General features: G+C 69.1%; 21 protein-coding genes and 2 pseudogenes. 4 read left to right on the top strand and 19 right to left on the bottom strand.

Annotated features, from left to right (window positions below):
* Positions 1–27: 27 nt before the first annotated feature.
* From ACIA8E_RS38985 to ACIA8E_RS38955, 7 genes are all read right to left on the bottom strand, one after another.
* A complete protein-coding gene (locus ACIA8E_RS38985; protein ID WP_399306157.1) occupies positions 28–1,539 on the bottom strand; it encodes a glycoside hydrolase family 32 protein in 1,512 nt (503 codons plus the stop codon).
* Positions 1,536–2,588, bottom strand: coding sequence for an ATP-binding cassette domain-containing protein (locus ACIA8E_RS38980; protein ID WP_328886600.1), 1,053 nt, complete (start codon positions 2,586–2,588; stop codon positions 1,536–1,538). Before ACIA8E_RS38980 ends, ACIA8E_RS38985 begins: the two co-directional genes overlap by 4 nt.
* Complete coding sequence (locus ACIA8E_RS38975) at positions 2,585–3,550, bottom strand: ABC transporter ATP-binding protein (RefSeq protein WP_399306154.1); 966 nt, start codon at positions 3,548–3,550, stop codon at positions 2,585–2,587. The genes ACIA8E_RS38980 and ACIA8E_RS38975 overlap by 4 nt, the downstream gene beginning before the upstream one ends.
* A gap of 3 nt (positions 3,551–3,553) precedes the next feature.
* The gene (locus ACIA8E_RS38970; protein ID WP_399306151.1) at positions 3,554–4,474 is read right to left on the bottom strand and encodes an ABC transporter permease; all 921 of its coding nucleotides are present in this window, start codon (positions 4,472–4,474) and stop codon (positions 3,554–3,556) included.
* Positions 4,475–4,488: 14 nt separating this feature from the next.
* Positions 4,489–5,466, bottom strand: a complete 978-nt coding sequence (locus tag ACIA8E_RS38965) for an ABC transporter permease (RefSeq protein ID WP_399306148.1) — start codon at positions 5,464–5,466, stop codon at positions 4,489–4,491.
* Between the two features lie 94 nt (positions 5,467–5,560).
* Positions 5,561–7,243: an ABC transporter substrate-binding protein gene (locus ACIA8E_RS38960; protein ID WP_399306146.1), complete on the bottom strand. Its 1,683-nt coding sequence runs from the start codon at positions 7,241–7,243 to the stop codon at positions 5,561–5,563.
* A gap of 75 nt (positions 7,244–7,318) precedes the next feature.
* On the bottom strand, positions 7,319–8,311 hold the full coding sequence (locus tag ACIA8E_RS38955) for a LacI family DNA-binding transcriptional regulator (RefSeq protein ID WP_328891204.1): 993 nt from the start codon (positions 8,309–8,311) through the stop codon (positions 7,319–7,321).
* 228 nt (positions 8,312–8,539) lie between these two features.
* On the opposite strand from ACIA8E_RS38955, the gene ACIA8E_RS38950 reads away from it, so the two are divergent.
* The gene (locus tag ACIA8E_RS38950; protein WP_399306143.1) at positions 8,540–9,529 is read left to right on the top strand and encodes a carbohydrate kinase; all 990 of its coding nucleotides are present in this window, start codon (positions 8,540–8,542) and stop codon (positions 9,527–9,529) included.
* Positions 9,530–9,668: 139 nt separating this feature from the next.
* Here the strand turns inward: ACIA8E_RS38950 and ACIA8E_RS38945 are convergent, their stop codons facing one another.
* The 4 genes and pseudogenes from ACIA8E_RS38945 to ACIA8E_RS38930 form a co-directional block, all read right to left on the bottom strand.
* Positions 9,669–9,800 (bottom strand): hypothetical protein, encoded by a 132-nt coding sequence (locus tag ACIA8E_RS38945; protein WP_267881619.1) that lies wholly within the window; start codon positions 9,798–9,800, stop codon positions 9,669–9,671.
* Positions 9,801–10,987: 1,187 nt separating this feature from the next.
* Positions 10,988–11,733 (bottom strand): annotated as a pseudogene (locus tag ACIA8E_RS38940) (transposase family protein).
* Positions 11,734–11,847: 114 nt separating this feature from the next.
* Positions 11,848–12,312 carry a hypothetical protein gene (locus tag ACIA8E_RS38935; protein ID WP_399306185.1) on the bottom strand — a complete coding sequence of 155 codons (465 nt, stop codon included), beginning with the start codon at positions 12,310–12,312 and terminating at the stop codon, positions 11,848–11,850.
* A 10-nt stretch (positions 12,313–12,322) separates the two neighbouring features.
* Positions 12,323–12,424 (bottom strand): annotated as a pseudogene (locus ACIA8E_RS38930) (aldehyde dehydrogenase family protein); the annotation flags it as partial.
* Positions 12,425–12,491: 67 nt separating this feature from the next.
* On the opposite strand from ACIA8E_RS38930, the gene ACIA8E_RS38925 reads away from it, so the two are divergent.
* Positions 12,492–12,773 carry a hypothetical protein gene (locus tag ACIA8E_RS38925; RefSeq protein ID WP_399306182.1) on the top strand — a complete coding sequence of 94 codons (282 nt, stop codon included), beginning with the start codon at positions 12,492–12,494 and terminating at the stop codon, positions 12,771–12,773.
* A 100-nt stretch (positions 12,774–12,873) separates the two neighbouring features.
* Here ACIA8E_RS38925 and ACIA8E_RS38920 read toward each other — a convergent pair whose 3' ends face one another.
* Positions 12,874–14,232: a class I SAM-dependent RNA methyltransferase gene (locus tag ACIA8E_RS38920; RefSeq protein WP_399306139.1), complete on the bottom strand. Its 1,359-nt coding sequence runs from the start codon at positions 14,230–14,232 to the stop codon at positions 12,874–12,876.
* 90 nt (positions 14,233–14,322) lie between these two features.
* Positions 14,323–16,371, bottom strand: coding sequence for an APC family permease (locus ACIA8E_RS38915; protein ID WP_399306137.1), 2,049 nt, complete (start codon positions 16,369–16,371; stop codon positions 14,323–14,325).
* Between the two features lie 428 nt (positions 16,372–16,799).
* Here ACIA8E_RS38915 and ACIA8E_RS38910 point away from each other — a divergent pair, with 428 nt between their 5' ends.
* Positions 16,800–17,468 carry a TrkA family potassium uptake protein gene (locus ACIA8E_RS38910; RefSeq protein WP_026242838.1) on the top strand — a complete coding sequence of 223 codons (669 nt, stop codon included), beginning with the start codon at positions 16,800–16,802 and terminating at the stop codon, positions 17,466–17,468.
* Positions 17,468–18,145: a TrkA family potassium uptake protein gene (locus ACIA8E_RS38905; protein WP_030927282.1), complete on the top strand. Its 678-nt coding sequence runs from the start codon at positions 17,468–17,470 to the stop codon at positions 18,143–18,145. The genes ACIA8E_RS38910 and ACIA8E_RS38905 overlap by 1 nt, the downstream gene beginning before the upstream one ends.
* Positions 18,146–18,253: 108 nt before the next feature.
* On the opposite strand, the gene ACIA8E_RS38900 is transcribed toward ACIA8E_RS38905, so the two are convergent.
* The 6 genes from ACIA8E_RS38900 to ACIA8E_RS38875 form a co-directional block, all read right to left on the bottom strand.
* The gene (locus ACIA8E_RS38900) at positions 18,254–19,003 is read right to left on the bottom strand and encodes a DUF3159 domain-containing protein (RefSeq protein WP_327239703.1); all 750 of its coding nucleotides are present in this window, start codon (positions 19,001–19,003) and stop codon (positions 18,254–18,256) included.
* Between the two features lie 3 nt (positions 19,004–19,006).
* Positions 19,007–19,414: an OB-fold nucleic acid binding domain-containing protein gene (locus tag ACIA8E_RS38895; RefSeq protein ID WP_078853134.1), complete on the bottom strand. Its 408-nt coding sequence runs from the start codon at positions 19,412–19,414 to the stop codon at positions 19,007–19,009.
* A 109-nt stretch (positions 19,415–19,523) separates the two neighbouring features.
* Positions 19,524–20,216: a response regulator gene (locus tag ACIA8E_RS38890; RefSeq protein WP_399306132.1), complete on the bottom strand. Its 693-nt coding sequence runs from the start codon at positions 20,214–20,216 to the stop codon at positions 19,524–19,526.
* Positions 20,217–20,280: 64 nt separating this feature from the next.
* Positions 20,281–22,824 (bottom strand): ATP-binding protein, encoded by a 2,544-nt coding sequence (locus tag ACIA8E_RS38885; RefSeq protein ID WP_399306129.1) that lies wholly within the window; start codon positions 22,822–22,824, stop codon positions 20,281–20,283.
* A 210-nt stretch (positions 22,825–23,034) separates the two neighbouring features.
* Complete coding sequence (locus tag ACIA8E_RS38880) at positions 23,035–23,787, bottom strand: ABC transporter ATP-binding protein (RefSeq protein WP_399306126.1); 753 nt, start codon at positions 23,785–23,787, stop codon at positions 23,035–23,037.
* A gap of 157 nt (positions 23,788–23,944) precedes the next feature.
* Positions 23,945–24,085: potassium-transporting ATPase subunit C (locus ACIA8E_RS38875; protein WP_399306178.1), on the bottom strand; the 141-nt coding region annotated here is incomplete at its 5' end.

Below are 24,085 nucleotides of genomic sequence, written 5' to 3'. Positions count from 1 at the left end.
CGCGGGCCGTGGTCGTGTGTAAGACGGTCACGGCCACAGCGGCCGGGGTCCGTCGGTGAAGGCCGACGCCATTTGCCAGGCGTCGAACCGCTCCAGGGCCACGTCGCCGTCGGCACCGATACCGACGCCGACGGCCTCGTCCGGGCGGGTGGGGTAGACGCGGGCGGTCAGGGCACGCCCGTTGGCGAAGATCTCCAGTGCGGAGTGGTCGACGAGGACGCGCAGGTCGACCCGCCCATCGGGGTCCAACGGCAGTTCGCCGTACCGGGGTTCGGTGTCGACCGTCGGGTCGAGGCTGCTGCTCTCGCGGTGCAGTCGGAGCGTGCCCGCTCCGTCGTGCGACCGGCTCACCTCCACGACCGTGCGTTCCGCGCCGTCCGGTGTCTCTCGGACCACGAGCCGGGCGGTCGCTCCGGTGCCCAGGCGCAGGGTCGTCTCGATGTCCAGCTGCTCCCCGCGCACGGCGGGCAGCCGGCTGTACGGGTCGGCCAGCCGGCCTGGAGCCACCTCTACGCGCTCCCGCCGCAGCTCGGTCAGCTCCGGCACCGGGGCCTGGTGCAGGCCGCCGTCCGTGGCGAGCGTGACGACCCTCGGCAGGGACATCACACCGCACCAGCCGGCCTGCGCGTTCGCCTCGTCCGTCCGGCCCTCCTGGAGCCAGCCGAACATGATGCGGCGGCCGTGCTCGTCGCCGGTGGACTGGGGGGCGTAGAAGTAGCGGCCGCCGTAGTCGAGCCGGTGGAGGCCGGTCGGGGTGAAGGTGTCGCCCTGGTAGCGGCCGGTCCAGTACAGGGGGTGGTGGGTGGTGCCCTCATCCCAGGCGGAGAAGACCAGGACGTCGGCGCCGTCGATGCCGAAGAGGTCGACGCACTCCCACATCGTGCCCGTCCAGTCGAGCTCGCCCCGGTTCTGCGAGGCGTCACCCGTCAGCAGCGGGCCGACGTACCGCCAGCTGCGCAGGTCGTCGGATTCGTACAGGAAGGCCGTTCCGCCGGCGCCCCGGATGCCCGAGCCCACCAGCTGGCGCCACACCTGGCCCTCCTGCCAGACGCAGTGGTCGCGGAAGGCCGTGATGTCGGTGCCCTCGGGCGGGGCGGTGATGACCGGGTTGGCCGGGTCCTTGGTCCAGTACCGCAGGTCGGCCGATCCCCTGGCCACACAGGGGAGTTCATGCTCGCCGTGTCTGCCGGAGTAGACGAGCGTGGGCACTCCCCCGTCGTCCACCAGGACACCGGACCAACAGCCGTCACGGTCCGGGCCGTCCGAGCCTGGCACCAGGGCGACTGGCTCATCGGCCCAGTGCACGAGGTCGATACTGGTGGCGTGGCCCCAGTGGATGCGGTGGTGGGCGGCGGCGAGCGGGTTGTACTGGTAGAAGAGGTGGTAGACGCCGTTCCAGTGACTCAGCCCGTTGGGGTCGTTGAGCCAGCCGCCGGGCGAGGTGAAGTGGAAGCGGGGGCGGTGGGGGTCGCGCAGGGCGCGTTCGGCCAGCCCCTCGGCGGTGGGGGTGCCGGAGGGGAGGGTGAGGTCGTGGGTCATGCGGCGGTGGTCTCCGCTTTCTCGGTGTCGTCGGTGGCCTCGCCGTCCGGCCGGTCGGTGGCCTTGAGGACGCGGCGGGCGATGTCGGAGGTGGGTGCGCGCAGGTGGCAGCGCACCCAGTGGGGTTGTCCGTCGTTCTCGCCGACGATGTGGCGGACGGGGTCGGTGCGGCTGCACGCGCCGTCGTCGCCGTAGGGGCAGGACGTGGGGTTGAGGATCGCCTCGCGGAGCCTGGCGCGCTCGACGGGGTCGTAGCTGCCGGCCCGTTCGGGGTCGGGTACGGCGGACAGCAGTAGGCGGGTGTAGGGGTGGGCGGGGGCGTCCATGACGGCCAGTGCGTCGCCGCCCTCAACGAGTTCGCCGGCGAACATGACCATCGTGGTGTCCGCGAGGTAGCGGGCGGAGCCCAGGTCGTGGGTGATGTAGAGCATGGCGATGTTCCGCTCGTCGCGCAGGCGCCGCATCAGGTTGAGCACGCCGACGCGCACGGAGACGTCCAGCATCGACGTCGGTTCGTCGGCCAGGATCAGGCGCGGCTCCACTGCCAGCGCACGGGCGATGGAGACGCGCTGACGCTGGCCGCCGGAGAGTTCGTGCGGGTAGGACTGGAGCATGTCCTCTGTCAGGCCGACCGTTGCCATCAGCTCGCACAGCGCCTCGCGGGTGGCGGGGCGGCCGTGCACGACGAGGGCCCGGGTGAGGAAGTGCTCGATGCGGTGGACCGGGTTGAGCGAGCCGAAGGGGTCCTGGAACACCATCTGGACCTTGCGGCGGTACGCCCGTGACACCCGGCGCCGCTCGGTGCGCAGGACGTCCTCGCCGTCGAGCAGCACCTGTCCGGCCGAGGGCTGTTCGAGGCGGGCGAGGCAGCGGGCGATGGTGGACTTGCCGCTGCCGGACTCGCCGACCAGGGCGGTGATCCGGCCGGCCGGGAGATCGAAGGAGACGTCGTTGACGGCACGGACGCGGCGCCGGGAGAAGACGGTGCCGACCTGGAAGTCCTTGGTCAGGCCGCGTACGGAGAGCAGGGGTTCGGTCGGTTCGGTCATCGGGAGGCTCCTTCCGGACTGGGGGCCACACTGCGGGCCACCCAGCGGCCGGGCGCGACCTCGCGCAGGTCGGGGATGGTCGTGGAGCAGTCCGAGCGGTCCTCGGGACAGCGGACGTGGAAGCCACAGCTGTCGGCGGTGCGCGGGGCGTCGAACAGGCCGGTGAGTTCGCGGCGCGGGCCGGTAAGCGGCGGGAAGGCGTTCATCAGCGCCTCGGTGTACGGGTGGAGGGGCCCCGCGAACAGGTCCTTGGCGGCGGCGAGTTCCACGATCCGTCCGCCGTACATCACGCCCATGCGGTCCGACAGCTCGACCATCAGGGACATGTCGTGAGTGATGAAGAGGATGGAGAAGCCCAGCTCCCGCTGGAGGTCGCGGATCTGCGCCATGATCTCCTGCTGCACGACCACGTCGAGCGCGGTCGTCGGCTCGTCCATGATCAGCAGCCGGGGGCGGAGCGCGACGGCCATGGCGATGACCACGCGCTGGCGCATACCGCCGGACAGCTGGTGCGGGTACGCCTTCAGCCGCCCCGGGTCGATGCCCACCAGCTCCAGGAGCTCTCCCGCCCGCTCCCGCGCGACTCGCTTCTTCAGCTTCTCGTGGGTGGTGAAGATGTCGACGATCTGCTCGCCGATGGTCAGAACGGGGTTGAGGGAGTTCATCGCCGACTGGAAGACCATCGCGATCTCCCGCCATCGGAAGGCGCGCAGCTCACGTGCGTCCAGGGCGAGGACGTCCCGCCCCTGGAAGCGGATGCTGCCCGCGGTGATCTCCGCCGGGGGTTTCAGCAGCCGCATGACCGCGTTGGCGATGGTCGACTTGCCGCAGCCGGACTCTCCGGCGAGGCCGAAGATCTCTCCGGCGCCGATGGAGAAGGAGACGTCGTCGGCGCCGACCACGGTGCGTCCGTCGCCGCGGTATTCGACGCGCAGGCCGCTCAGTTCAAGTACGGGTTCCATGGCTCAGCCCCTCCTCTCGCGGCGGGCACGGCGGTTGCGCAGCCTCGGGTTGGTGATCTCGTCGACCGCATAGTTGACCAGCGCGAGCGCGAACGCGACGAGCGCGATGCACAGTCCGGAGGGGACGAAGGCCCACCAGGCGCCGGTCATCAACGCGCCGTCGTTGCTGGCCCAGTACAGGTTGGTACCCCAGCTGACGACGCTGCTGTCGCCGAGGCCGAGGAATTCCAGGCCGGCCTGGGCGCCGATGCCGAAGATCACGCAGCCGAGCAGCGTGGTCATCACCACGGACGCCATGTTGGGCAGGATCTCGCGGAACATGATCCGCAGCGGGCGCTCCCCGGTGACGACCGCGGCGGCCACGAAGTCCTTGCCCCGGATCGACTTGGCCTGCGCGCGCAGGACCCGGGCCGAGCCCGCCCAGCCGGTGACGACGAGGACCAGGATCACGGTGGAGGTCCCGGGCGGCAGGAACGCGGCCAGGATGATGAGCAGCGGCAGTCCGGGCAGCAGCAGGAAGATGTTGGTGACCAGGGTCAGCGCGTCGTCCACGGTGCGGCCGAAGTAGGCGGCCGCGAGGCCGACGACGATGGCGACCGCGGTCGCCACCAGCCCCACGGTGAACCCGACGAAGAGCGAGCTGCGCGCGCCCCACAGGGTGAGGGCGAGCACGTCCTGTCCCTTGGCGGTCGTACCGAGCCAGTGTGCGGCCGAAGGGACCTGGCTGCCCGTGGAGTTGATGAGCGACGGTTCACCCGGGACGAGGACGGGAGCGAGCAGAGCAAGGAGAGCGAAGAGAGCGAGCAGCATCAGCCCGGTCATCGCCTTTTTGCTGTCGGTGAGCTGGCGTAGCAGTCCGCGCCGGCGGGAAGGGCGCGCGGGGACTGTCGGCGTGGTGGCCGTTGCGATTTCGATGGCGGTCATGTCGGCAGCCCCCTTCAGCGGACGCGGACGCGCGGGTCGAGGCGGACGTAGACGAGGTCGACGAGGAAGTTCGCAATCAGTACCGCCGCCGTGATCGTCAGGAAGATGCCCTGCATCAGCGGGTAGTCCAGGCCCTGGACGGCCATCAGCAGCTGATAGCCGATGCCGGGGTAGGCGAACACGACCTCGGTGAGCAGGGCGCCGCCGACGACGAAGCCGAGTGCCATGCCGAAGTTGGTAACGGAGGGGAGCAGGGCGTTGCGGGCGGCGTAACGGAACATGATCCGCGAGGGGCTGAGCCCCTTGGCCTCGGCCATGGTGATGTAGTCCTCGGCCGTCGTGGCGATCATGGTGTTGCGCATGCCGAGCATCCAGCCGCCTATGGAGACCAGCACGATGGTCAATGCGGGCAGCACCAGGTGGGTGGCGACGTTGGAGAGGAATTCGCCGTTGAAGCCGGGGGTCAGTCCGACGTCGTAGGCGTGCCGCAGCGGGAACCAGCCCAGGCTCACCCCGAACAGGTACAGCGCGCCCATGGCCAGCCAGAAATAGGGGAACGAGCCGACAAAGATCAGCAGGGGCGGGAAGGCGGAGTCGAGGACGCCGCCGCGTCGCCAGGCGGCGACGATGCCGAGCAGGTTGCCGAGCACGGCGGCGATGACGAGCGCGACGCCACCGAGCAGCAGGGTCCAGCCGATCTGCGAGCCGATCACGTCGGAAACCGGGGTGGGGAAGCGGGTGATGGAGATGCCGAGGTCGCCGGTGAAGACGCTCTTGACGTAAGAGACGTACTGCTCCCAGAGGGGGCGGTCGTCCAAGCCGAAAAGTTTCCGCAACTGGGCTATCTGGTTGGGCTGCATCGTGCCCTGGGCCTGCGCGAACATCCGGGAGACCGGGTCGCCCGGCATGAAGCGCGGGAGAACGAAGTTCAGGGTGATGGAGGCCCAGAAGGCGAGCAGATAGAACCCCAGGTTGCGCAGGATCAGACGCACGGGTCGTGCTCCCTGTCAGTGGGGGTGAACGTGTGGCTCGGTGCGCGGGGGCGGCCTTCCGGGGAGGAGGGCGGCCGCCGGTCCGCAGGCGGCGTCAGCCCTTGACGGGCTTCAGCGAGGTGAGCACGAGGATCGTGCTGCCGTTGCGGTTGCCGAGGGTGGCGTACGGGTTCTTCTCGGTGGGCCAGCCGGTGAAGCGGGCGTCCGTGTACGCGCCCCACTCGGGGCCGGTGAACAGCGGGACGACGGGCGCGTCCTTGTTGTACAGCGCCTGCAGACCGTTCATCTGCTCGCGCTGCGCACTCTCGTCCGTGGCGGCGGCGAAGGCGTCGATGAGCTTGTCGGCCTTCTTGTCGCCGAAGCGGTGGTAGTTTTCCGTGGCCTGCTTGCCGACCGGCTGCACCATCTTGGTCGACATCACGCCGCGGAAGTACTCGTACGGCGTGGCGCCGTTGTTGCTCCACACGATGCCGGTGTCGAAGGTGCCGGTGTTGTACGAGGACGAGACCGCCGACCAGTCGGGCGTCTTCACGATGGCGGCGATGCCGACCTTCGCGAGGTTCTGCTTGATGATGTTGGCGACCGATATCCAGTCGGAGGAGGCGGAGCCGACGGAGATGTCGAGGGTGAAGTTCTTGCCGTTCTTCAGCTTGCGCTTGCCGCCGCTCTCCTTGTAGCCGGCCGCATCCAGGGCCTTGGCCGCCGCGTCGGTGTCGTACTTCGTCCAGGTGCAGGAGGCGGCCAGCGACGTGTCACGCCACTTGTCGTACGTGCGGGCCAGGCCCGTGCAGTCGGCGGGTTCGGCGTAGCCGTTCATCGCGACCTTGGTGATCTGGTCGCGGTCTACCGCCATGCTGAGCGCCTTGCGCACGGCCGGGTCGTCGAAGGGGGCCTTGGTGGTGTTCAGCTGCCAGTTGATCATGGCGCCGGTGGCCGGGAACCAGTAGTGGTTGTTCTTCTTGTCCTTGGCGACGAAGGACTTCTCGATGTCCGGGATGAACGACTGCGTCCAGTCCACCTCGCCGTTGGTGAAGGCGATGTTGGCGCTGTCGTTGCCGGAGAAGGCGAGCATCTGGATGCCGGCGATCTGCTGCTTCGCCGGCTGCCAGTAGTCGGGGTTCTTGCGCAGCTCGTACGACTGGCTCTGGAACTTCTCGATCTTGGTGTAAGGGCCGGTGCCGACCGGGTTCGGGTTGGTGAACTTCGCCGGGTCCTTCACCTTGGACCAGATGTGCTTCGGCAGGATGTAGTGGCCGCTGATCTCGAAGAAGGCGGTCGAGAACGCCTTGTTGAAGGAGAACTTCACCGTGTGGGCGTCGACCGCGGTGACCTTGTCCAGGTAGTCGAAGCCGCCCAGCACCTTCTTCTGGAGCTCGAAGGTGTAGACGACGTCGTCGGCGGTGAGAGCCTGGCCGTCCGACCACTTGACGCCGTCGCGCAACGTGAAGGTGAGGGACTTGCCATCCTTGGCCTGCTCCCACTTGGTGGCCAGCCACGGCGTGTCCTTGGCATCCGCCATGCTGTGCACCGCCAGCGGCTCGTAGACCGCCTGCAGGGTCATAGGGGCGGCCTGCGGGGAGAGCGGGTTGAAGTTGCGCGTGAACGTCGCCAGATCCTCGCGCGGGATGGTGAGCAGCTGGTTGCCGGAGGTGTCACCGGCGCCGGCAGTGCCCGAGCCACCCGTACAGGCGGACAGGACCAGGGCTGCGGCGGCGGTCGCGGTGACCGCTCTCAGGACGGCTCGGGGCCGCCGTGAAGATATGCGGGAAGGTGCCATAATGGAGACTCTTTTCCTCTCTTCAACACACAGGGCGAAGACTGGGATGGGATTCCTCGGCGGGCTGATTAGCGGTCAGACCGACGAGCGTTCGAGCAGCGGGCAGTCGATCGTCACCCGGTGGGTGTCGAGCGGCTGCCCGGCTGCGAGAGCGGCGAGCATGTCAATGCCCTTGGTGCCCATGGCCTCGAAGGGCAGGGCGAGCGTCGTCAGCTTCGGCCGCAGATAGGCGGCGATGAGTTCCTGGTTGTCGAACCCCACCACGGCCACGTCGTGCGGGATGCGCAGTCCACGTTCCTTGATCGCGTCGTACGCGCCCATCGCCATCCGGTCGTTTCCGCAGAACAGCGCGGTCGGCCGGTCACCGGCGGGGCGGTCCAGCAGTTCGCAGGCGGCGGTATAGGCGCTGTCGGCGGTCGCCCAGCCGGGGACGACCAGGGAGGTGTCGGGGGTGATCCCGGCCTCGCGCAGGGCACGTTCGTACCCTTCGCGCCTGCCGATGGCGGCCGGGATCGCCGGGTCGAGGTTGATGAACCCGATGCGGGTGTGACCGGCATCCAGGAGCCGGCGGGTCGCCTTGTATCCGCCCGACACCTCGTCGGGCAGGATGCACGGCAGCTCACCGTCCGCGTCGTAGCAGTTGACGAGCACCGTCGGCACCTCCCGGGCGGCCTTGGGGAGCGTGACGGCGCGGTGCCAGGTCGTGGCGTACAGCAGCCCTTCCACCCGGTGCTCCAGCATCTGGTCGAGCGCGGCGGCCTCCTGGGCGGGATCGCCCTCGCTCGCGGCGATCAGCAGGAACCTCCGGTCACCCCAGGCGCGGCTCTGCGCGCCCGTGATCACCTCCCCCGCGAACGGGCCGGTCACGATCTCGGTGATCAGCCCGAACCACCCGCTGCGGTTCGCGGCCAGCGCCCGCGCCCCGGCGTTGGGCCGGTAGCCGAGCTCGTCGATCGCCTCCAGGATCCGCCGACGGGTCTCGTCAGGGATGGAGGCACCGGGCTTGTCGTTCAGGACGAAGGAGACCGTGGTCCGCGAGACACCCGCATGGCGGGCCACATCGCTCATGGTCACGCGATGCGTCCTGTTCGTGGCCACTTCCAGTCCCTTTCGGCTAGCCGGAGACGAGACACCGCCTCCAGTTTCGCGCTTTAATAACGCGTGTTACTTCCTTGTGGCAGGGAAGTTACGTCCGTCTTGAGCGGCATGTCAATACCTGCGCAATGGGCTGCATCAGGCCACCGTCCCGGTGCCCTTCGCCACCCGCGCTCTTCCTGAGAGAGGCAGACAGTCACCATGGCCCGACCCCAGGCCCCCGTCAGTGTCACCGTCCTCGGCGAGTGCGTCGCCGACGCCTTCACCGACCCCGCCCGGTCCAGCTCCGATGAACTCGCACTGCGGGCCCTGCCCGGTGGCGGCCCCGCCAACACCGCCGTCGCTCTCGCCCGGCTCGGCACCCCCACCCGCTTCCTCGGCCGGTTCTCCCACGACGTCTTCGGCACCCTCTTCCGTGCCCGCCTCAGCGCCTCCGGCATCGATCTGACCGGCAGCGTGACCGCTCCCGAGCCCAGCACCCTCGCCGTCGCCGACCTCGACGACTCCGGCCAGGCCACCTACACCTTCTACGCCGACAGCGCCGCCGACTGGCAGTGGACCACCGACGAACTCGCCGCCACCCAGCAGGACGACGCGGCCTGCCTGCACACGGGCTCCCTGGCACTCATACGCCAACCCGGCGGCACCCGCATCGAGGACCACCTCGCCCAGGCACGCGAGCACGTCACCGTGTCCATCGACCCCAACGTCCGCCCCCTGCTCGTACCCCCCGCCGCCTACCGCGAACGGCTCCCCCACTGGTGCGCCCTCGCCGACATCCTTCGCCTCAGCGAGGACGACCTCGCGCTGCTCCTGCCCGGTGCTGGCGCCGAGGAGGCGTGCGACACCTGGCACGCCGCCGGCGCGCGCCTCGTCGTCATCACCTTGGGCGGACGGGGCGCCCTCGCCTCCCTCGACGGTCTCCGCGTCACCGTCGCGGCCCCGGCCATCGACGTCGTCGACACCGTCGGCGCCGGGGACTCCTTCACCGCGGGCCTGCTCCACCGGCTCGCCGCCCTCGGCCACCTCGGCGGCCGACTCGACGCACTGAGCCTCGAAGACCTGACCGACGCCTGCTCCTTCGCCACTCGCGTCGCCGCCCTGACCTGCTCAGTCCCCGGCGCGAACCCGCCTCTGGCGGATGCAGTGGGGCTGAAAGCCGGGGTGGATGGGCTCCTGCCCCATGCCTGAACGCGGCATGCCCGTTCCCGCAGCCATGTGCGGGAACGGGGGCGCCGAATCCAAACTCCCGGCACCCCGTACGCGCTGTTGCCGCGGCGTCGCCGGTGTTGCGAGGCCGGAGCGCCGGGGAGCCGAGCGGTGCTTGAGATCAGGCGCGGCTATCGGTGAGGTCGGCGAGGAGCGCGGTGATGACGGGGCCCGCAGCGGCCATGGCGACCGAGCCGGAGGCGAGCAACCACTGGACCGGGAAAGGACTTACGTCGCCCATCTGCCCGGACATGCCATGCGGATCGCCGTCCTCTGCCCAGGCTAGGAAAGCGCCACCATCCTGAGACAAAAGCACCCGTCCGCCGCGTGAGACGGTCCGGAGAACAACTGGTCAGCGCGATGCTCTCTGCCGCAAGTCGCGAGAACCTACATCAACGAACCCAGTCGTCGTCTCAAGGAAGCGAGGCGACTGGCCTCCCGTCTCATTCAACACAGTCGCCCCAGGTCGGGGTCTGCTCGACTCGCTTTCCAGTCAACGGCCACTGGGTGTGGCGAAAGCCCTGTTGGGCGTGCGCGGTGTGGGACAGGATCAGACTCATGGATCCTGCTGTGACGGCTGCTCTCATTACCGCCCCTGTAGCTATCACCGCGGCTGGTGCTGCCTTCGCTGCCGGGCTAGTGCAGGGGCGGGGGGCTCAACGAGGGCCGGTAGACGCAGTGCGCCGACAGCATCAGCGCGACGCCTATGCGAGTCTTCTGGCCGCATTGCATGTCTACGAGCGTGAGGCTGAGGTTGGGGCTTGCGAAAAGTTGGCTCGGGCCGAGTTACAGGCAGCTGGGGTGAGTTACACCCCGGAGGACCTAAACAGGCGCACGCTGGAGTTGGTAGCGGATGTCCCGATCAAAGAGGTTCTGGCGCGTGCCGCTGTCGTCGAACTAGGGGTGCTGGTAAGAATCCTGTCACCAGCCGCAAACGGCGGTGATCAGTCCTCTGACCTGGAGGGCCGGGGCAGTTCTGCCTAGAGGGGCCCGAACCCGTTTCCGACGCCGGCACCGAGGCAATGTTGGCCGTTTGTGATGTCCACTACAGCGCGGCCGCGACGAGAACAGGTATCGATGCCGCCATGCGCAACGTCCTGTCTGAGCACGACAAGGTCTATCCGGCTCTCAAGAAGTTCACTGAGGCAGCGAGCGCGGAGCTCAACAGAGCGGGGTAGGCGTTGTCGCCGCGCATTGAGCGGATCGTCTTCTCTGTGTCCACGGTCTGCTGGCGGGCGGAGGACGGCCCGGCCTCCTTGCCCAGGCCAGTGTGTCAGTCGCCTCACTTCCTTGAGACGACGACTGGGTTCGTTGCCACCGGACAACTGCTGTCCCTCGTCATTCAAGCGAGGCGTTTGACAGCGAACCCAGTCGCGTCCGCCTCACTGTCGCCGCCCTGTCATTCGGCTGCACGCAGCTCCCCCTTGTCAGTGAGCATTTTCAGCGTTGCCTCGCCAGGGTGAGGACGGTCTTGGCGACTGACGTCATGCGGTTGGGGCTGATCCGGGGTCCTCGGAAGATCCGCCAGGACTTCAGCAGTGCCATGCCCTGTTCGACGGGTGCCCGGGAGGAGGCCAGCGCCCGGTGGGTCGTCTGCTGTGGGGGTCAACTGCCCGCCGGGCGGCCGTCTGCGCCCGGTGGTGACCCAGGGGCTGGCGCCCTGGTAGGCGCGGTCGGCCAGAACGGCCACGCCCTGGCGTTCGCAGATCCGGATGATCCTGTGGTGCGGGCCGCGGTCAGGTCATGGCACCGGCCTGGCAAGGCCGGCGAGATCCACAGCACCCGCACAGCCGGGTCGGTCACGACCTGCACGTTCACGCCGTGGCGACGGTGCTTGTGCGAGTAGTCGGCCCGGCCGTCGCCCACCCGGTCGCACTCGGCGAGCGTCCCGTCGAGCAGTGCGTACTCCGGTACGTGCTCGCGCAGGACCTTGAGCAGGCCGGGCGCCCGCGCGGCCAGGAGATCGATCACCGCGGCCGTGTAGGCGTGGGCGGTGCCGACCGAGATGCCGAACCCGGCCGCTATCTGGGCCAGGGTGTCGTGCTTGCGCAGGTACAAAAGACCGACAAGCGCGCGTTGGGCGGCAAAAGCTTGCAGCGGCGGTCACCCTCGCGGGTGACGATGAGCATGGTGACCCACTCGACCAGCGCATGAGGCAGGTCGAGTGCGGCAGGATAGGGGACCAACGAGGCACCTGCGCTGGTGAGTTGAGACTTCGAACACCTCCCTCAACGGCACGGGTGCCTCGTGCCGTTGCCCCCTCGCCGCCGTCACCCCATCGGTGACCACGCTGAAAACGCTCATTCGCTCGCGGCCGTAATCCCGGGGCGTGGCGTGGCGTGCAACTCGGCGAGGATCGTGATCGACGTACGGACCATCCCGATGGCCAGGGGCGGGGTCAGCACGGCATGGGTGAGATCCCCGTGCGCGTACCTGTTCCGGATCGGCCGCCCGCAGCTATCGAGGAGGTCGTACTGCTCCTCGGTGAGGAGTCCGTCAGCGCGGGCATTCCCGAGGTGGCCGGCCAGGGTGCCCTTGCCGTAGCGGTCGGCGAGCGCGGTCTCGATGGCGATGACGGAGGTCGCAGCGCCGATCATCATGAACCGCGCCCACGGCGTCACGGTGACCGTCGTCGCCCGTGACCTCGCAAGCAGCTGGTGTTCCGACCGATCCGCCACGCCTGGCGCGTCGAGGTCGTCCACGGCCGGCTGGGACGCGCCCGCCGACTGGCGACCCGGCGTACAGGCCGACTCGTCTGCCGCCACCTGCGGCGACGATGGTCGGAGACTTGCCGCCCAGTTCCAGCGTGACGGGGACGAGGTTCTCGCTCGCCGCCTTCATCACGGCTCGTCCGACCTCGGTGCTGCCGGTGAAGACGGATCGCGTACTGCTTGTCGTTGATGATTGAGGTGTAGTCCTTGCTCGTCGGTCCGGGTCCTCGTCGGTGAGGGCGTTGTGGGAGCTCGACGCCCGCGTCGCCCTGACCCTCACCGGCCCCGGCGGCGGGACCTGGTGGATCGACGAGGCAGGCGGCGGCCTGGCTCCGTCCAACGGCGCGGTCGCCGCGCACGTCACCGCCCCCGCGCTGACGTTCCCCCAGGCGCTACCCGCAGTCCTGGAGCATCGGCGCACCACGACCGACACGAACGCTCGAGCGTCACTGGAGCGTCAAGAATGCTCGCCGATGCCCGGGACTGTCACCGATGCCGTTCTTGCTTTGCGGTGAACTCGCAGGTCAGACCGCCTCCGCAGCCACGTCGACCGCTCCACCCGTTGCTTGTCCGGAAACAGGTCGGGCAGGCCGACGACATGCGAAGAACCGCAGGTCAGAGGCCCTTCTCAGCAGGCTCCAGAATCGCCACGCACTCCACGTGGTGCGTCATCGGGAACAGGTCGAACGCCCGCAGCGTCCGCACCTTGTAACCGCCCTCCCGGAAGTACGCCAGGTCGCGCGCGAGTGCCGCCGGGTCGCAGGCGACGTAGGCGATGCGGCGGGCGCCGAGGCCGGCGAGGTGCTTCACCGTCTGCTTGCCCGCGCCCGCGCGCGGCGGGTCGAGGACGATCAGGTCGCACTCGGTGATGCCGGTGCGGGGCAGGATCTGGTCGACCTTGCCGTGCTCGATGCGGACCCGGTCGAGGTCCTGGAGGTTGTGGCGGGCGTCCTCGACGGCGCGCTTGCCGGACTCGATGCCGAGGACCGCGCCCTTCTCGCCGATGCGCTGGCCGATGGCGCCGGCGAACAGGCCGACGCCGCAGTAGAGGTCGAGGGCCATGTCGTTCTTGCGGGGCAGGAGGCCCTGCATGACCGCGCGGACGAGGGTGTTGGCAGCCTGCGGGTGGACCTGCCAGAAGCCGCCCGAGCCGACGCGGTACGTGCGGTCGTCGGCGCGTTCGCGGACGAAGCCGCGGCCGTGGACCCGGTGGATGCCGCCGTCGCGTTCGTCGACGCGCAGGACGGAGACCGGCTTGTCGAGCTCGACGAGCGGCAGCCGGGCGCCGGGCTTCGGGGTGAGGATGACCTGACGGTCGTTGGAACCGGTGGCGGTGATGGCTTCCACCGAGGCCATGCCGGTCCAGTCGCGCTTCTCGATGCCGAGTTCCGAGACGCCGGGCGCCGCGATCATGCAGTGCTCGACCGGCTCGACGTCGTGCGAGCGGTGCTTGCGCAGACCGGCGCGGCCGTCCTCGTCGATGGCGTACTGGACGCGGGTACGCCAGGCAGGCACCTCGCCCTTCGGGAGCTTGTCGCCCTCGGCCGGCATGACCGTGCCGTCCCAGCCGGCCTCTTCGGGGGTGAGCCCGGCGAGGCGCTGGAGCTGTTCGGCGATGACTTCGCCCTTGAGCCGACGCTGGGCGCCGGGCTTGGCGTGCTGCCAGTCGCAGCCGCCGCACTTTCCGGGGCCGGCGTACGGGCAGGGCGCCTCGACGCGGTCCTTGGACGGTTCGATGATCGTGACGGCGTCGGCGCGCAGGAAGCGGGAGTCCTTGTCGCCGTCGGTGATCCGGGCGATGACCTTTTCACCGGGGAGCGTGTGCCGTACGAAGAGGACCTGGCCCTCCGAGGTACGGGCGATGCAGTGGCCGCCGTGTGCGACGGGGCCCACCTCGACCTCGTACTCCTCGCCGATCAGTGAGTCCCCGGTCTGCGAGTCCTCGGCCGGCGACGAGGTGGATTCGTTCTGCATGAGGGGGTGGCTCCAGGGATCAAAGGGAAACGGCCGGACAACAGCCCACCAGTCTACGTGGGTGTCGTCCGGCCGCTTACCACAAGCGTGTCAGCTCTTGCTGCTGGGCTCCTTGGCCCTGCGCTCCACGGGACCCCGGCGGACCGATCCAGGAGCGTTCCATTCGGCGCGCTTCCTGGCGCGCTTCTTGGCGGCCTCGGAGGATTCCAGCTGGTACGGGACCGACGTCACCATCACGCCGGGTGTGAACAGCAGCCGCCCCTTGAGGCGCAGGGCGCTCTGGTTGTGCAGCAGATGCTCGTACCAGTGCCCGACCACGTACTCCGGGATGTAGACACTGACCACGTCGCGCGGGCTCTCCCGGCGCAGGCCCTTCACGTAGTCGATGACCGGCCGGGTCACCTCGCGGTACGGGGAGTCGAGGATCTTCAGCGGGATGTTGATGCCGCGCCGCTCCCAGTCCGCCTTGAGCGCCTTGGTCTCGGCCGGGTCGACGCTGATGGACAGCGCCTCCAGATGGTCGGAGCGGATCAGCTTGGCGTACGCGAGCGCGCGCAGCGTGGGCCGGTGCAGCTTGGAGACCAGGACGATCGAGTGGACCCGGGAAGGCTTCATGCTGTCGTCGGACGGGGCCTCGTCGGCGGCGATCTCCTCGGCGACGCGGTCGTAGTGCTTTCGAATCGCGGTCATCGTCCCGTAGAAGATCACCATGCCGAGCAGCGCGACCCAGGCGCCGTGGGTGAACTTGGTGGCGAGTACGACGACGAGCACCAGGCCGGTGAAGAACGCGCCGAAGGTGTTGATCGCGCGGGAGCGGATCATGTGGCGCCGCTTGGCCGGGTCCTTCTCGGTCCTCAGATGACGGTTCCAGTGCCGGACCATGCCGGTCTGGCTGAGGGTGAAGGAGACGAACACACCGACGATGTACAGCTGGATCAGCCGGGTCGAGTCGGCGCCGTAGATCCAGGTGAGCAGGATGGCCGCGCCGGCCAGCAGCACGATGCCGTTGGAGAAGGCGAGCCGGTCGCCGCGGGTGTGCAGCTGGCGGGGCAGGTACCGGTCCTGGGCGAGGATCGAGCCGAGCAGCGGGAAGCCGTTGTACGCGGTGTTGGCGGCCAGGAAGAGCACGAGCGCGGTGGCCGCGGCGAGGATGATGAAGAGGAACGAGCCGTCACCGAAGACGGCGGCCGCGACCTGGGAGATCACCGGGTCCTGGACGAAGCTCGAACCGACGGCGGCGCCGTTGTGGATCAGGTCCTGGGCCGGATTCTCGGCCATCTTCACATCGGTGGCCATGGCCAGGCCGATGATGCCGCAGAACATCGTGACGGCCAGCAGGCCCATCATGGCGAGCGTGGTCGCGGCGTTCTTGCTCTTCGGCTTGCGGAAAGCGGGGACACCGTTGCTGATCGCCTCGACGCCGGTCAGCGCCGCACAGCCGGAGGAGAACGCCCGCAGCAGCAGGAAGACGAGGGCGAACCCGGCCAGGCCCTGGTGCTCGGGTTTGATCTCGTAGTCCGAGGTCGGGGCGTGCATGGTGTCGCCGAGAACAAGACCGCGGAACGCGCCCCAAGCGATCATGACGAAGACGCCGGCCACGAAGAGATACGTGGGGATGGCGAAGAGCTTGCCGGACTCCTTGACGCCACGCAGGTTCATCAGGGTCAGCAGCACGATGGCCGCGATCGCGCAGAGCGTCTTGTGCTCGACGACGAACGGGATGGCGGAGCCGAGGTTCTCCACTCCGGAGGCGATCGACACGGCGACGGTCAGGACGTAGTCCACCAGCAGGGCGCTGGCGACGGTCAGACCGGCCTTGGGACCGAGATTGGTGGTGGCGACCTCGTAGTCGCCGCCGCCGCTCGGGTAGGCATGCACGTTCTGCCGGTACGAGGCGACGACCGTGAACATCAGGACCACGACAGCGGCCGCGATCCACGGGCTGAAGTGGTACGCCGACACGCCCGCGATGGACAGCACGAGGAGGACTTCTCCTGGTGCGTACGCCACCGAGGACAGCGGGTCGGATGCGAAGACGGGGAGGGCGATGCGCTTGGGGAGGAGCGTTTCCCCCAGCTTGTCGCTGCGCAACGCCCGGCCGATCAGGATCCGTTTGGGCACGTCGGTCAGTTTGGACACGCTGAGGATCGTAAGGGTTCCGTATGGAGGCCGCCCACACACCACCCCTGCGGTCCTGCAATCTCCTGCACTCAGCCGGAATCGCCACGGAATCCTTAACGGAATCCTTGCACTCCCCCCTTATCGCATGAGCGCGCTGTAACCGTTCCGTTCCGGTTGGCCACGGGGACGGGTGTGGCGGACGGTGGCGTTCCAGTGGATCTCCCTTCCCGCTGTTCCGTCACCCGTTCCTCTTTACCGCGCCTTTGCAGCTACGGCCGCGGCGAAAGCACACTCGAATGAGGCAACGCGTCGGTGGCCGCATAAGCTCATCCCGGGCAACGCCGGAAAACGTTGCCCCGTTGTTTGCCCGGCAAGCCGAGGAAAGAGTGTGAGCAGGGTGTTTTCGCAGGTCAGCCGGACGACCAGGACTGCGAGGTAGGCGCAAGGTGCACATCGTCATCATGGGCTGCGGGCGAGTAGGAGCCGCTCTCGCGCAGACCCTGGAGCAGCAGGGGCACACGGTCGCCGTGATCGACCAGGACCCCACGGCGTTCCGCCGTCTCGGGTCGGGATTCGGTGGCCGACGCGTCACCGGCGTCGGTTTCGACCAGGACACCCTCCGTGAGGCGGGTATCGAGGAGGCCGGCGCGTTCGCCGCGGTGAGCAGCGGCGACAACTCGAACATCATCGCCGCCCGGGTGGCCCGCGAGATGTTCGGCATCGAGAACGTCGCGGCGCGGATCTACGACCCGCGGCGCGCCGAGGTCTACCAGCGCCTCGGCATCCCCACGGTCGCCACCGTGCGCTGGACGGCGGACCAGATGCTGCGGCGGCTGCTGCCCTCGGGCGCCGAGCCGCTGTGGCGCGACCCGAGCGGCGGTGTTCAGCTCGCCGAGGTGCACACCACCCCGTCCTGGATCGGGCACAAGATCAGCACGCTGCAGGAGGAGACGGGCGTCCGCGTGGCGTTCCTCACCCGATTGGGCGAAGCCATCCTGCCGTCGTCGCAGACGGTGCTGCAGGAGGGCGATCTCGTCCACGTGATGATGCGTACGGACGAGATCGCGAAGGTCGAGGCGGCCTTCGCCGAGGGTCCTGAGGAGGGCGGTCACTGATGCGTGTCGCGATTGCCGGGGCCGGCGCGGTGGGCCGCTCCATCGCCGGCGAGCTGCTGGAGAACGGCCACGAGGTGCTGCTCGTGGACAAGGCGCCGACCGCCATTTCGGTGGAGCGGGTGCCCATGGCCGAGTGGCTGCTCGCGGATGCCTGCGAGATCACCTCGCTGGACGAGGCGGCGCTCCAGCGCTGCAACGTCGTGATCGCCGCGACCGGCGACGACAAGGTGAACCTGGTCGTGTCCCTGCTCGCCAAGACCGAGTACGGCGTGCCGCGGGTCGTCGCCCGGGTCAACAACCCGAAGAACGAGTGGCTGTTCAACGAGTCCTGGGGCGTCGATGTCGCGGTCTCCACTCCGCGTCTGATGTCCGCGCTGGTCGAGGAGGCGGTGAGCGTCGGCGATCTGGTCCGGCTGCTGCGCTTCAGCCACGGCGACGCCAACCTGGTCGAGCTGACGCTGCCCCCGGAGTCGGCACTGGCCGGTACCCAGGTCGGCGATGTGGCGTGGCCCGAGGACACGTCGCTGGTCACCATCATCCGCGGTACGCGGGTGCTGACCCCGGGCTCGGAGGAGACGCTGGAGGCCGGTGACGAGCTGCTGTTCGTGGCCGCCCAGGCGCGCGAGGAGCAGCTGGAGGACCTGCTGTCGGTGCGTCGCGAGGTCGCCGACGACTGAGGCCGGCCGGCCTCGCCTTCCGTACGTCGTCCCGCACGGCATCTCGTACGACGAAGGGGCCCGGAACCGTATGTCACGGTTCCGGGCCCCTTCGCTGTCGCTGCCGGGTCAGGCCTCGGTGTTGCGGGCCGCGGCGGCTTCCTCCTTGCGGGCCTTCTCGGCCTGCTCCTCCGCCTCCATCTCGGCGAAGACGTCGATGGGCGGCGGCGCCTTGGCGAGGAAGACCCAGGTGAGGTACACCGCGAGCAGGAACGGCGGGATCTTCAGGGCGACCAGGACCCAGCCGAGCTGGGCGGTGTCGGCCCACCAGTAGAGCGGGAAGAGGATCGCGCACTTGGCGAGCAGTATCAGGCCCCAGGCCCAGCTGGCCTTGGCGTACGCCTTCTTGCGGCCGGGGTTCCGGGTGCGCCAGGAGAGGTTCTCCTTGAAGACCGGCCCGAGGATCAGCCCTATCAGCGGCACCCCGGCGATCGTCGTGACGATGTAGGCGAGGGCCAGGCCCAGCGTGTAGATCATGCCGGGCAGGTAGAAGTCCTTGGCATTGCCCGTCATCATCGCGAAGACCACACCGAAGGCGACGCCGAAGACCCCGCTGAAGGCGTGCTTGACGGTGTCCTTGCGGATCAACCGTACGGCGACGAGGACCAGGGACACGGCCAGGGCCGCGATGGCCGAGGTGTGCAGGTCCTTGTTGATGGTGAAGATCGTGACGAAGAGCAGCCCGGGCAGGACTGTCTCCACCATCCCGCGGATGCCGCCGAACGCCTCGAAGAGGGCGGCTTCGGTGACCGCCTTCGCGTCGGCCTCCTGCTGGTCGGTGCGGTCCGTATCGGGTGTCGGCTTGTCGAGAGACGTCACCGGCTACTCCTTGCCGAGCGGTCGGAGTTCGTATTTGGGGTTGAACAGCACCCGGCGTCCGTGGCTCATGGCGATCCGGCCGGAGGCGATGAGCTTACGGCCCGGCTCTATGCCCACGATGGAACGCCGGCCCAGCCAGACCACGTCCAGCGGGGCGGTGCCGTCGAAGAGCTCCGCTTCCAGGGCGGGCACTCCGGCGCGCGGCCGCAGGGTGACGGTCCGCAAGGTACCAGTCACCTTGACGATCTGGCGGTCGTTGCAGTCGGAGATCCGCGTGCATCCCGATGCCTGCGAGTCCTCCTGCAGCTCCTCCGATTCCAGGTCTTGCTGGGAGCTGGACAGCCGGTCGAGCATCCGACGGAAGCGGCCGGACGGCCGCTCCGCCTTCTCGGAACGAGGGACAGCACTCATACCCGAAGGGTACCGGGCCAGGGTGGTCCGGGCAGGTGTCCGTTCTCTCACCCTGACGGGCGACTCGCCACGGAGCGAAGCTGACGACAGGCCGCCGCACGCACAGTGCTCAGTCGCGTTCGAAGCGGTAACCCATGCCCGGCTCGGTGACGAAGTGCCGGGGGTGCGAGGGGTCCGCCTCCAGCTTGCGCCGGAGCTGGGCCATGTAGACACGCAGATAGTTGGTCTCGGTGCCGTACGAGGGCCCCCACACCTCCTGCAGCAGCTGCTTCTGGCTGACCAGCCGGCCGCTGTTGCGGACCAGCACCTCCAGCAGATGCCACTCGGTCGGGGTGAGCCGCACGTCGCGTCCCTCGCGTTGAACCTTCTTCGCCGCCAGGTCGACGGTGAACCCCTCGGTCTCGACCATCACGATGTCGTCGGCGCCGTCCTGGCCGACCGGTTCGGCCCGCCGGACCGAGGCACGCAGCCGGGCCAGCAGCTCGTCCATGCCGAACGGCTTGGTGACGTAGTCGTCGGCTCCTGCATCCAGCGCCTCGACCTTCTCGTCGGAGGTGTGGCGGGCGGAGAGCACCAGGATCGGCACCCGGGTCCAGCCGCGCAGCCCTCTGATCACCTCCACGCCGTCCATGTCCGGGAGGCCGAGGTCGAGGACGACGACATCGGGGTGACGCGCGGCGGCAAGCTGGAGGGCCGTCGCACCGTCGGGCGCCGCGTCCACCTCGTACTTGCGCGCCTTCAGATTGATCACGAGGGCGCGTACGATCTGCGGCTCGTCGTCGACCACAAGCACCCGGGTCATCGGGAACCTGCCTTTCTGCTGTACGGAATTGCTGCGGGGAGCACTACGGGTATCACGGCGGCGATCACGAGACGGCCTGCGCGGGCAGATCGGTACCGGTCGGAACGTATCCCGACACCGCCTTGAGCGTCAGGACCATGGTCATGCCACCACCGGGGGTGTCCTCGGCGTCGAGGGTGCCGCCCATGGACTCCACGAAGCCGCGGGCGACGGCGAGCCCCAGGCCGACTCCGGCGCCGCGCGGGGCGTCGCCGTAGCGCTGGAAGGGTTCGAAGATCCGCTCCTTGCCCTCGTCGGGGACACCGGGACCGCGGTCGGCCACCCGGAGCTCGACCCGGGCGCCGAGCGCGCTGGCGGCCACGGTGACACGCTCCCCGTCGGGGCTGTACTTGACGGCGTTCTCGACGATGTTCGCGACGGCCCGCTCCAGCAGCCCCGGGTCGACGGCGACCATCGGCAGCGTCTCCGGGATGTCCAGGTCGACACTGCCCTCCGGTACGCCTCCGAGCGCCATCGGGACCACCTCGTCGAGGTCGATCTCGCGAATCAGCGGGGTGACGGTGCCGGTCTGCAGCCTCGACATGTCGAGGAGGTTGCCGACCAGATGGTCGAGACGGTCGGCGCCGTTCTCGATGCCTTCGAGGAACTCCGCCTCATCCGCCTCCGACCAGGACACGTCGTCGGAACGCAGCGAGGTGACGGCAGCCTTGATGGCGGCCAGCGGGGTCCGGAGATCGTGGCTGACAGCGGCGAGGAGCGCGGTCCTTATCCGGTTCCCCTCGGCGAGCCGCCGGGCCTCCTCCGCCTCCCCGACCAGGCGCTGCCGGTCGAGTACGACGGCGGCCTGGGCGGCGAACGCGCCGAGCACCCGGCGGTCCTCCGCGGGCAGCACCCGGCCGGAGAGCGCGAGCGCCATGTGGTCGCCGACGGGCATGTCCACATCGGCGTCCTCGGGGCGGGAGACGGGCGCAGGGCCGACACTGCCCGCGCAGGTCCACGGGTCGACGTCGCTGCGCCGCTCCAGAAGCGCCACGGACTCCATGGCGAAGGTCTCGCGGACCCGGTCCAGCAGGGCGTCCAGGGTGGTCTCGCCGCGCAGCACGCTGCCGGCCAGGAAGGACAGGATCTCGGACTCGGCGCGCAGCCGGGCCGCCTGATGGGTACGGCGGGCCGCCAGGTCGACGACGGAGGCCACTGCCACCGCGACCGCGAAGAAGATCACGATGGCGACGAAGTTCCTCGGGTCCTGCACCGTCAGGGTGTGGGTCGGCGGGGTGAACCAGTAGTTCAGCAGCAGCGAGCCGACGGCCGCGGACGCGAGAGCGGGCAGCAGCCCGCCGAGCAGGGCTGCGGCGACCGTCATGAAGAGGAAGAGCAGGACGTCGTTGGCGAGCCCCGGACCGTCCGCCATGCTGGTCAGGAGCAGCGTGAGCAGGACCGGACCCCCGACCCCGGTCAACCAGCCCCAGATGATCCGGGCCCGGCCGAGCCGGGCGCCGCGGGCGATCGGTAGTCCGCGGCCCTTGGCGACCTCGTCGTGCGTGACGATGTGGACGTCGAGGTCGGGACCGGACTCGCGGGCGACGGTGGCGCCGACGCCGGGGCCGTAGATGTACTGCCAGGCCTTGCGGCGGCTGGATCCGAGCACGATCTGGGTGGCGTTGACACCCCGGGCGAACGCGAGGAGTGCCGAGGGTATGTCGTCGCCGATGACGTGGTGGAACGTACCGCCGAGGTCCTCGACGAGGGTGCGCTGAGCGGTGAGTTCCTTGGGCGACGCGGAGGTCAGTCCGTCGCTGCGGGCGATGTAGACGGCGAGGATCTCGCCGCCGGAGCCTTTGGCGGCCATCCGGGACGCGCGGCGGATCAGCGTACGGCCCTCGGGTCCGCCGGTGAGGCCGACCACGATGCGTTCGCGGGCCTGCCAGGTGGTGCTGATGTTGTGTTCGCCGCGGTACTGCTGGAGGTACTCGTCGACCCGGTCGGCGACCCAGAGCAGGGCGAGCTCGCGCAGGGCGGTGAGGTTGCCCGGGCGGAAGTAGTTGGACAGGGACGCGTCGATCCGGTCCGGCTTGTAGATGTTGCCGTGGGCCATCCGGCGGCGCAGCGCCTGGGGTGACATGTCGACCAGCTCGATCTGGTCGGCGCGGCGGACGACCTCGTCGGGGACGGTCTCGCGCTGCCGTACACCGGTTATCGACTCGACGACGTCGCCGAGCGACTCCAGGTGCTGGATGTTGACGGTGGAGACGACGTCGATGCCCGCCTGGAGCAGTTCTTCGACGTCCTGCCAGCGCTTGGCGTTGCGGGAGCCCGGCACATTGGTGTGGGCCAGTTCGTCCACCAGGGCGACGGCCGGGGCACGGTCCAGTACCGCGTCGACGTCCATCTCGGTGAAGACGGTGTCCCGGTACTCGATCTCGCGGCGCGGGATCTGCTCCAGGCCGTGCAGCATCACCTCGGTGCGCGGCCGGTCGTGGTGTTCCACGAACCCGACGACGCAGTCGGTGCCCCGCTCCACCCGGCGGTGGGCCTCGGAGAGCATCGCGTACGTCTTGCCGACGCCCGGTGCCGCGCCCAGGTAGATCCGAAGCTTGCCGCGTGCCATGGCCCCATTGTCTTTCAGATGAGCGACTGCGGCCGATGCGGCAGCCGGTGACGAAGCTACCTCGAATATTTGCGACAAAGGGGATACAAGGTCGGACAGAAGAGCGAATTGACGGAATTCTGATGCGCCGAACCGGGTGGATAGCGCATATCACGATAGGTGACGACAAAAAGGTGCCCGGGCGAGCCCGGACGCCCCTTCCCCTGCCGCCTACGCGTGCTGCTCGGCGATAAGCCCGTCCCTCAGCTCCAGCACCCGGTCCGCCAGCCCCAGCAACTGCGCATCGTGCGTCGCCACCAACGCGGTCACCCCCTCGCTCCGTACCACCGCCCGCAACAGCTCCATCACGGCGAGCCCCGTCTCCGCGTCGAGCTGTCCCGTCGGCTCGTCCGCGATCAGCAGCGCGGGCCGGTTGGCGAGCGCACGGGCGATGGCGACACGTTGCTGCTGGCCGCCGGAGAGCTCCCCGGGCCGCTGCGCACCGTGGTCGCCGAGCCCGACCAGGGAGAGCAGCAACGCCACCCGGTCCTCCCGCTCGCGCGGGTCCGCCTTGCGCAGCCGCATCGGTACGCCGACGTTCTCCGCGGCGGTCAGGATCGGGATCAGGCCGAACGACTGGAAGATGAAGCCGATCCGGTCCCGGCGCAGTTCCAGCAGCCCGTCCTCGCCGAGCTCGGAAAGGTCCGTGCCGTCGACGGTGATCCGGCCGCGGTCGGGGCTGTCGAGGCCGCCGACCAGGTTCAGCAGGGTCGTCTTGCCGGAGCCCGAGCGCCCCTTGAGTGCGACGAGTTCGCCGCGCGGCACGTCGAAGGAGATCCCCCGCAGCGCGTGGACGGCGCCCGCGCCCGTTCCGTACGAGCGGTGCAGGTCCTCGATGCGGACCATCGGCCCGCGGGCCGGGTCCTCGGCGACCGCCGTGCCGCCCTGGCCGGCTGTGCTCTTTCCGCCGGTGCTGTCGGTCATGCGCTCCCCCATGCGTGGTCGGTCCCCGTCGGACGCCAGTATGTGCATGAGGCACACGGCCGGGCAATGACCGAGGCCCTCCGGGCGGGCACGGCGCCGGGCCGCCGTGGTCCGTACAGCATGACCACGGCGGCCCGGCGCACCCGTCGGCGGAGAATCAACCTCCGTTCACCAGCTCCTTGAGTGCGATGTTGAGCTGCAGGACGTTGACCCGGGGCTCACCCACGAAGCCGAGGGTGCGGCCGTCGGTGTTGTCCGCGACGAGCTTCTCGACCTGCTTGACGTCGAGGTTGTTCTC

The sequence above is a fragment of the Streptomyces sp. NPDC051664 genome, from assembly GCF_044453545.1.
Taxonomy (GTDB): domain Bacteria; phylum Actinomycetota; class Actinomycetes; order Streptomycetales; family Streptomycetaceae; genus Streptomyces.
The sequence above is the reverse complement of the archived record's forward strand: the minus strand, read 5'-3'. Positions and strand labels throughout refer to the sequence as shown.

Coding starts and splice junctions, on each gene's coding strand:
- ACIA8E_RS38985 (WP_399306157.1), bottom strand. CDS start 1,539: ATGACCCACGACCTCACCCTCCCCTCCGGCACCCCCACCGCCGAGGGG.
- ACIA8E_RS38980 (WP_328886600.1), bottom strand. CDS start 2,588: ATGACCGAACCGACCGAACCCCTGCTCTCCGTACGCGGCCTGACCAAG.
- ACIA8E_RS38975 (WP_399306154.1), bottom strand. CDS start 3,550: ATGGAACCCGTACTTGAACTGAGCGGCCTGCGCGTCGAATACCGCGGC.
- ACIA8E_RS38970 (WP_399306151.1), bottom strand. CDS start 4,474: ATGACCGCCATCGAAATCGCAACGGCCACCACGCCGACAGTCCCCGCG.
- ACIA8E_RS38960 (WP_399306146.1), bottom strand. CDS start 7,243: ATGGCACCTTCCCGCATATCTTCACGGCGGCCCCGAGCCGTCCTGAGA.
- ACIA8E_RS38955 (WP_328891204.1), bottom strand. CDS start 8,311: ATGAGCGATGTGGCCCGCCATGCGGGTGTCTCGCGGACCACGGTCTCC.
- ACIA8E_RS38950 (WP_399306143.1), top strand. CDS start 8,540: ATGGCCCGACCCCAGGCCCCCGTCAGTGTCACCGTCCTCGGCGAGTGC.
- ACIA8E_RS38945 (WP_267881619.1), bottom strand. CDS start 9,800: ATGTCCGGGCAGATGGGCGACGTAAGTCCTTTCCCGGTCCAGTGGTTG.
- ACIA8E_RS38920 (WP_399306139.1), bottom strand. CDS start 14,232: ATGCAGAACGAATCCACCTCGTCGCCGGCCGAGGACTCGCAGACCGGG.
- ACIA8E_RS38905 (WP_030927282.1), top strand. CDS start 17,468: ATGCGTGTCGCGATTGCCGGGGCCGGCGCGGTGGGCCGCTCCATCGCC.
- ACIA8E_RS38895 (WP_078853134.1), bottom strand. CDS start 19,414: ATGAGTGCTGTCCCTCGTTCCGAGAAGGCGGAGCGGCCGTCCGGCCGC.
- ACIA8E_RS38890 (WP_399306132.1), bottom strand. CDS start 20,216: ATGACCCGGGTGCTTGTGGTCGACGACGAGCCGCAGATCGTACGCGCC.
- ACIA8E_RS38885 (WP_399306129.1), bottom strand. CDS start 22,824: ATGGCACGCGGCAAGCTTCGGATCTACCTGGGCGCGGCACCGGGCGTC.
- ACIA8E_RS38880 (WP_399306126.1), bottom strand. CDS start 23,787: ATGACCGACAGCACCGGCGGAAAGAGCACAGCCGGCCAGGGCGGCACG.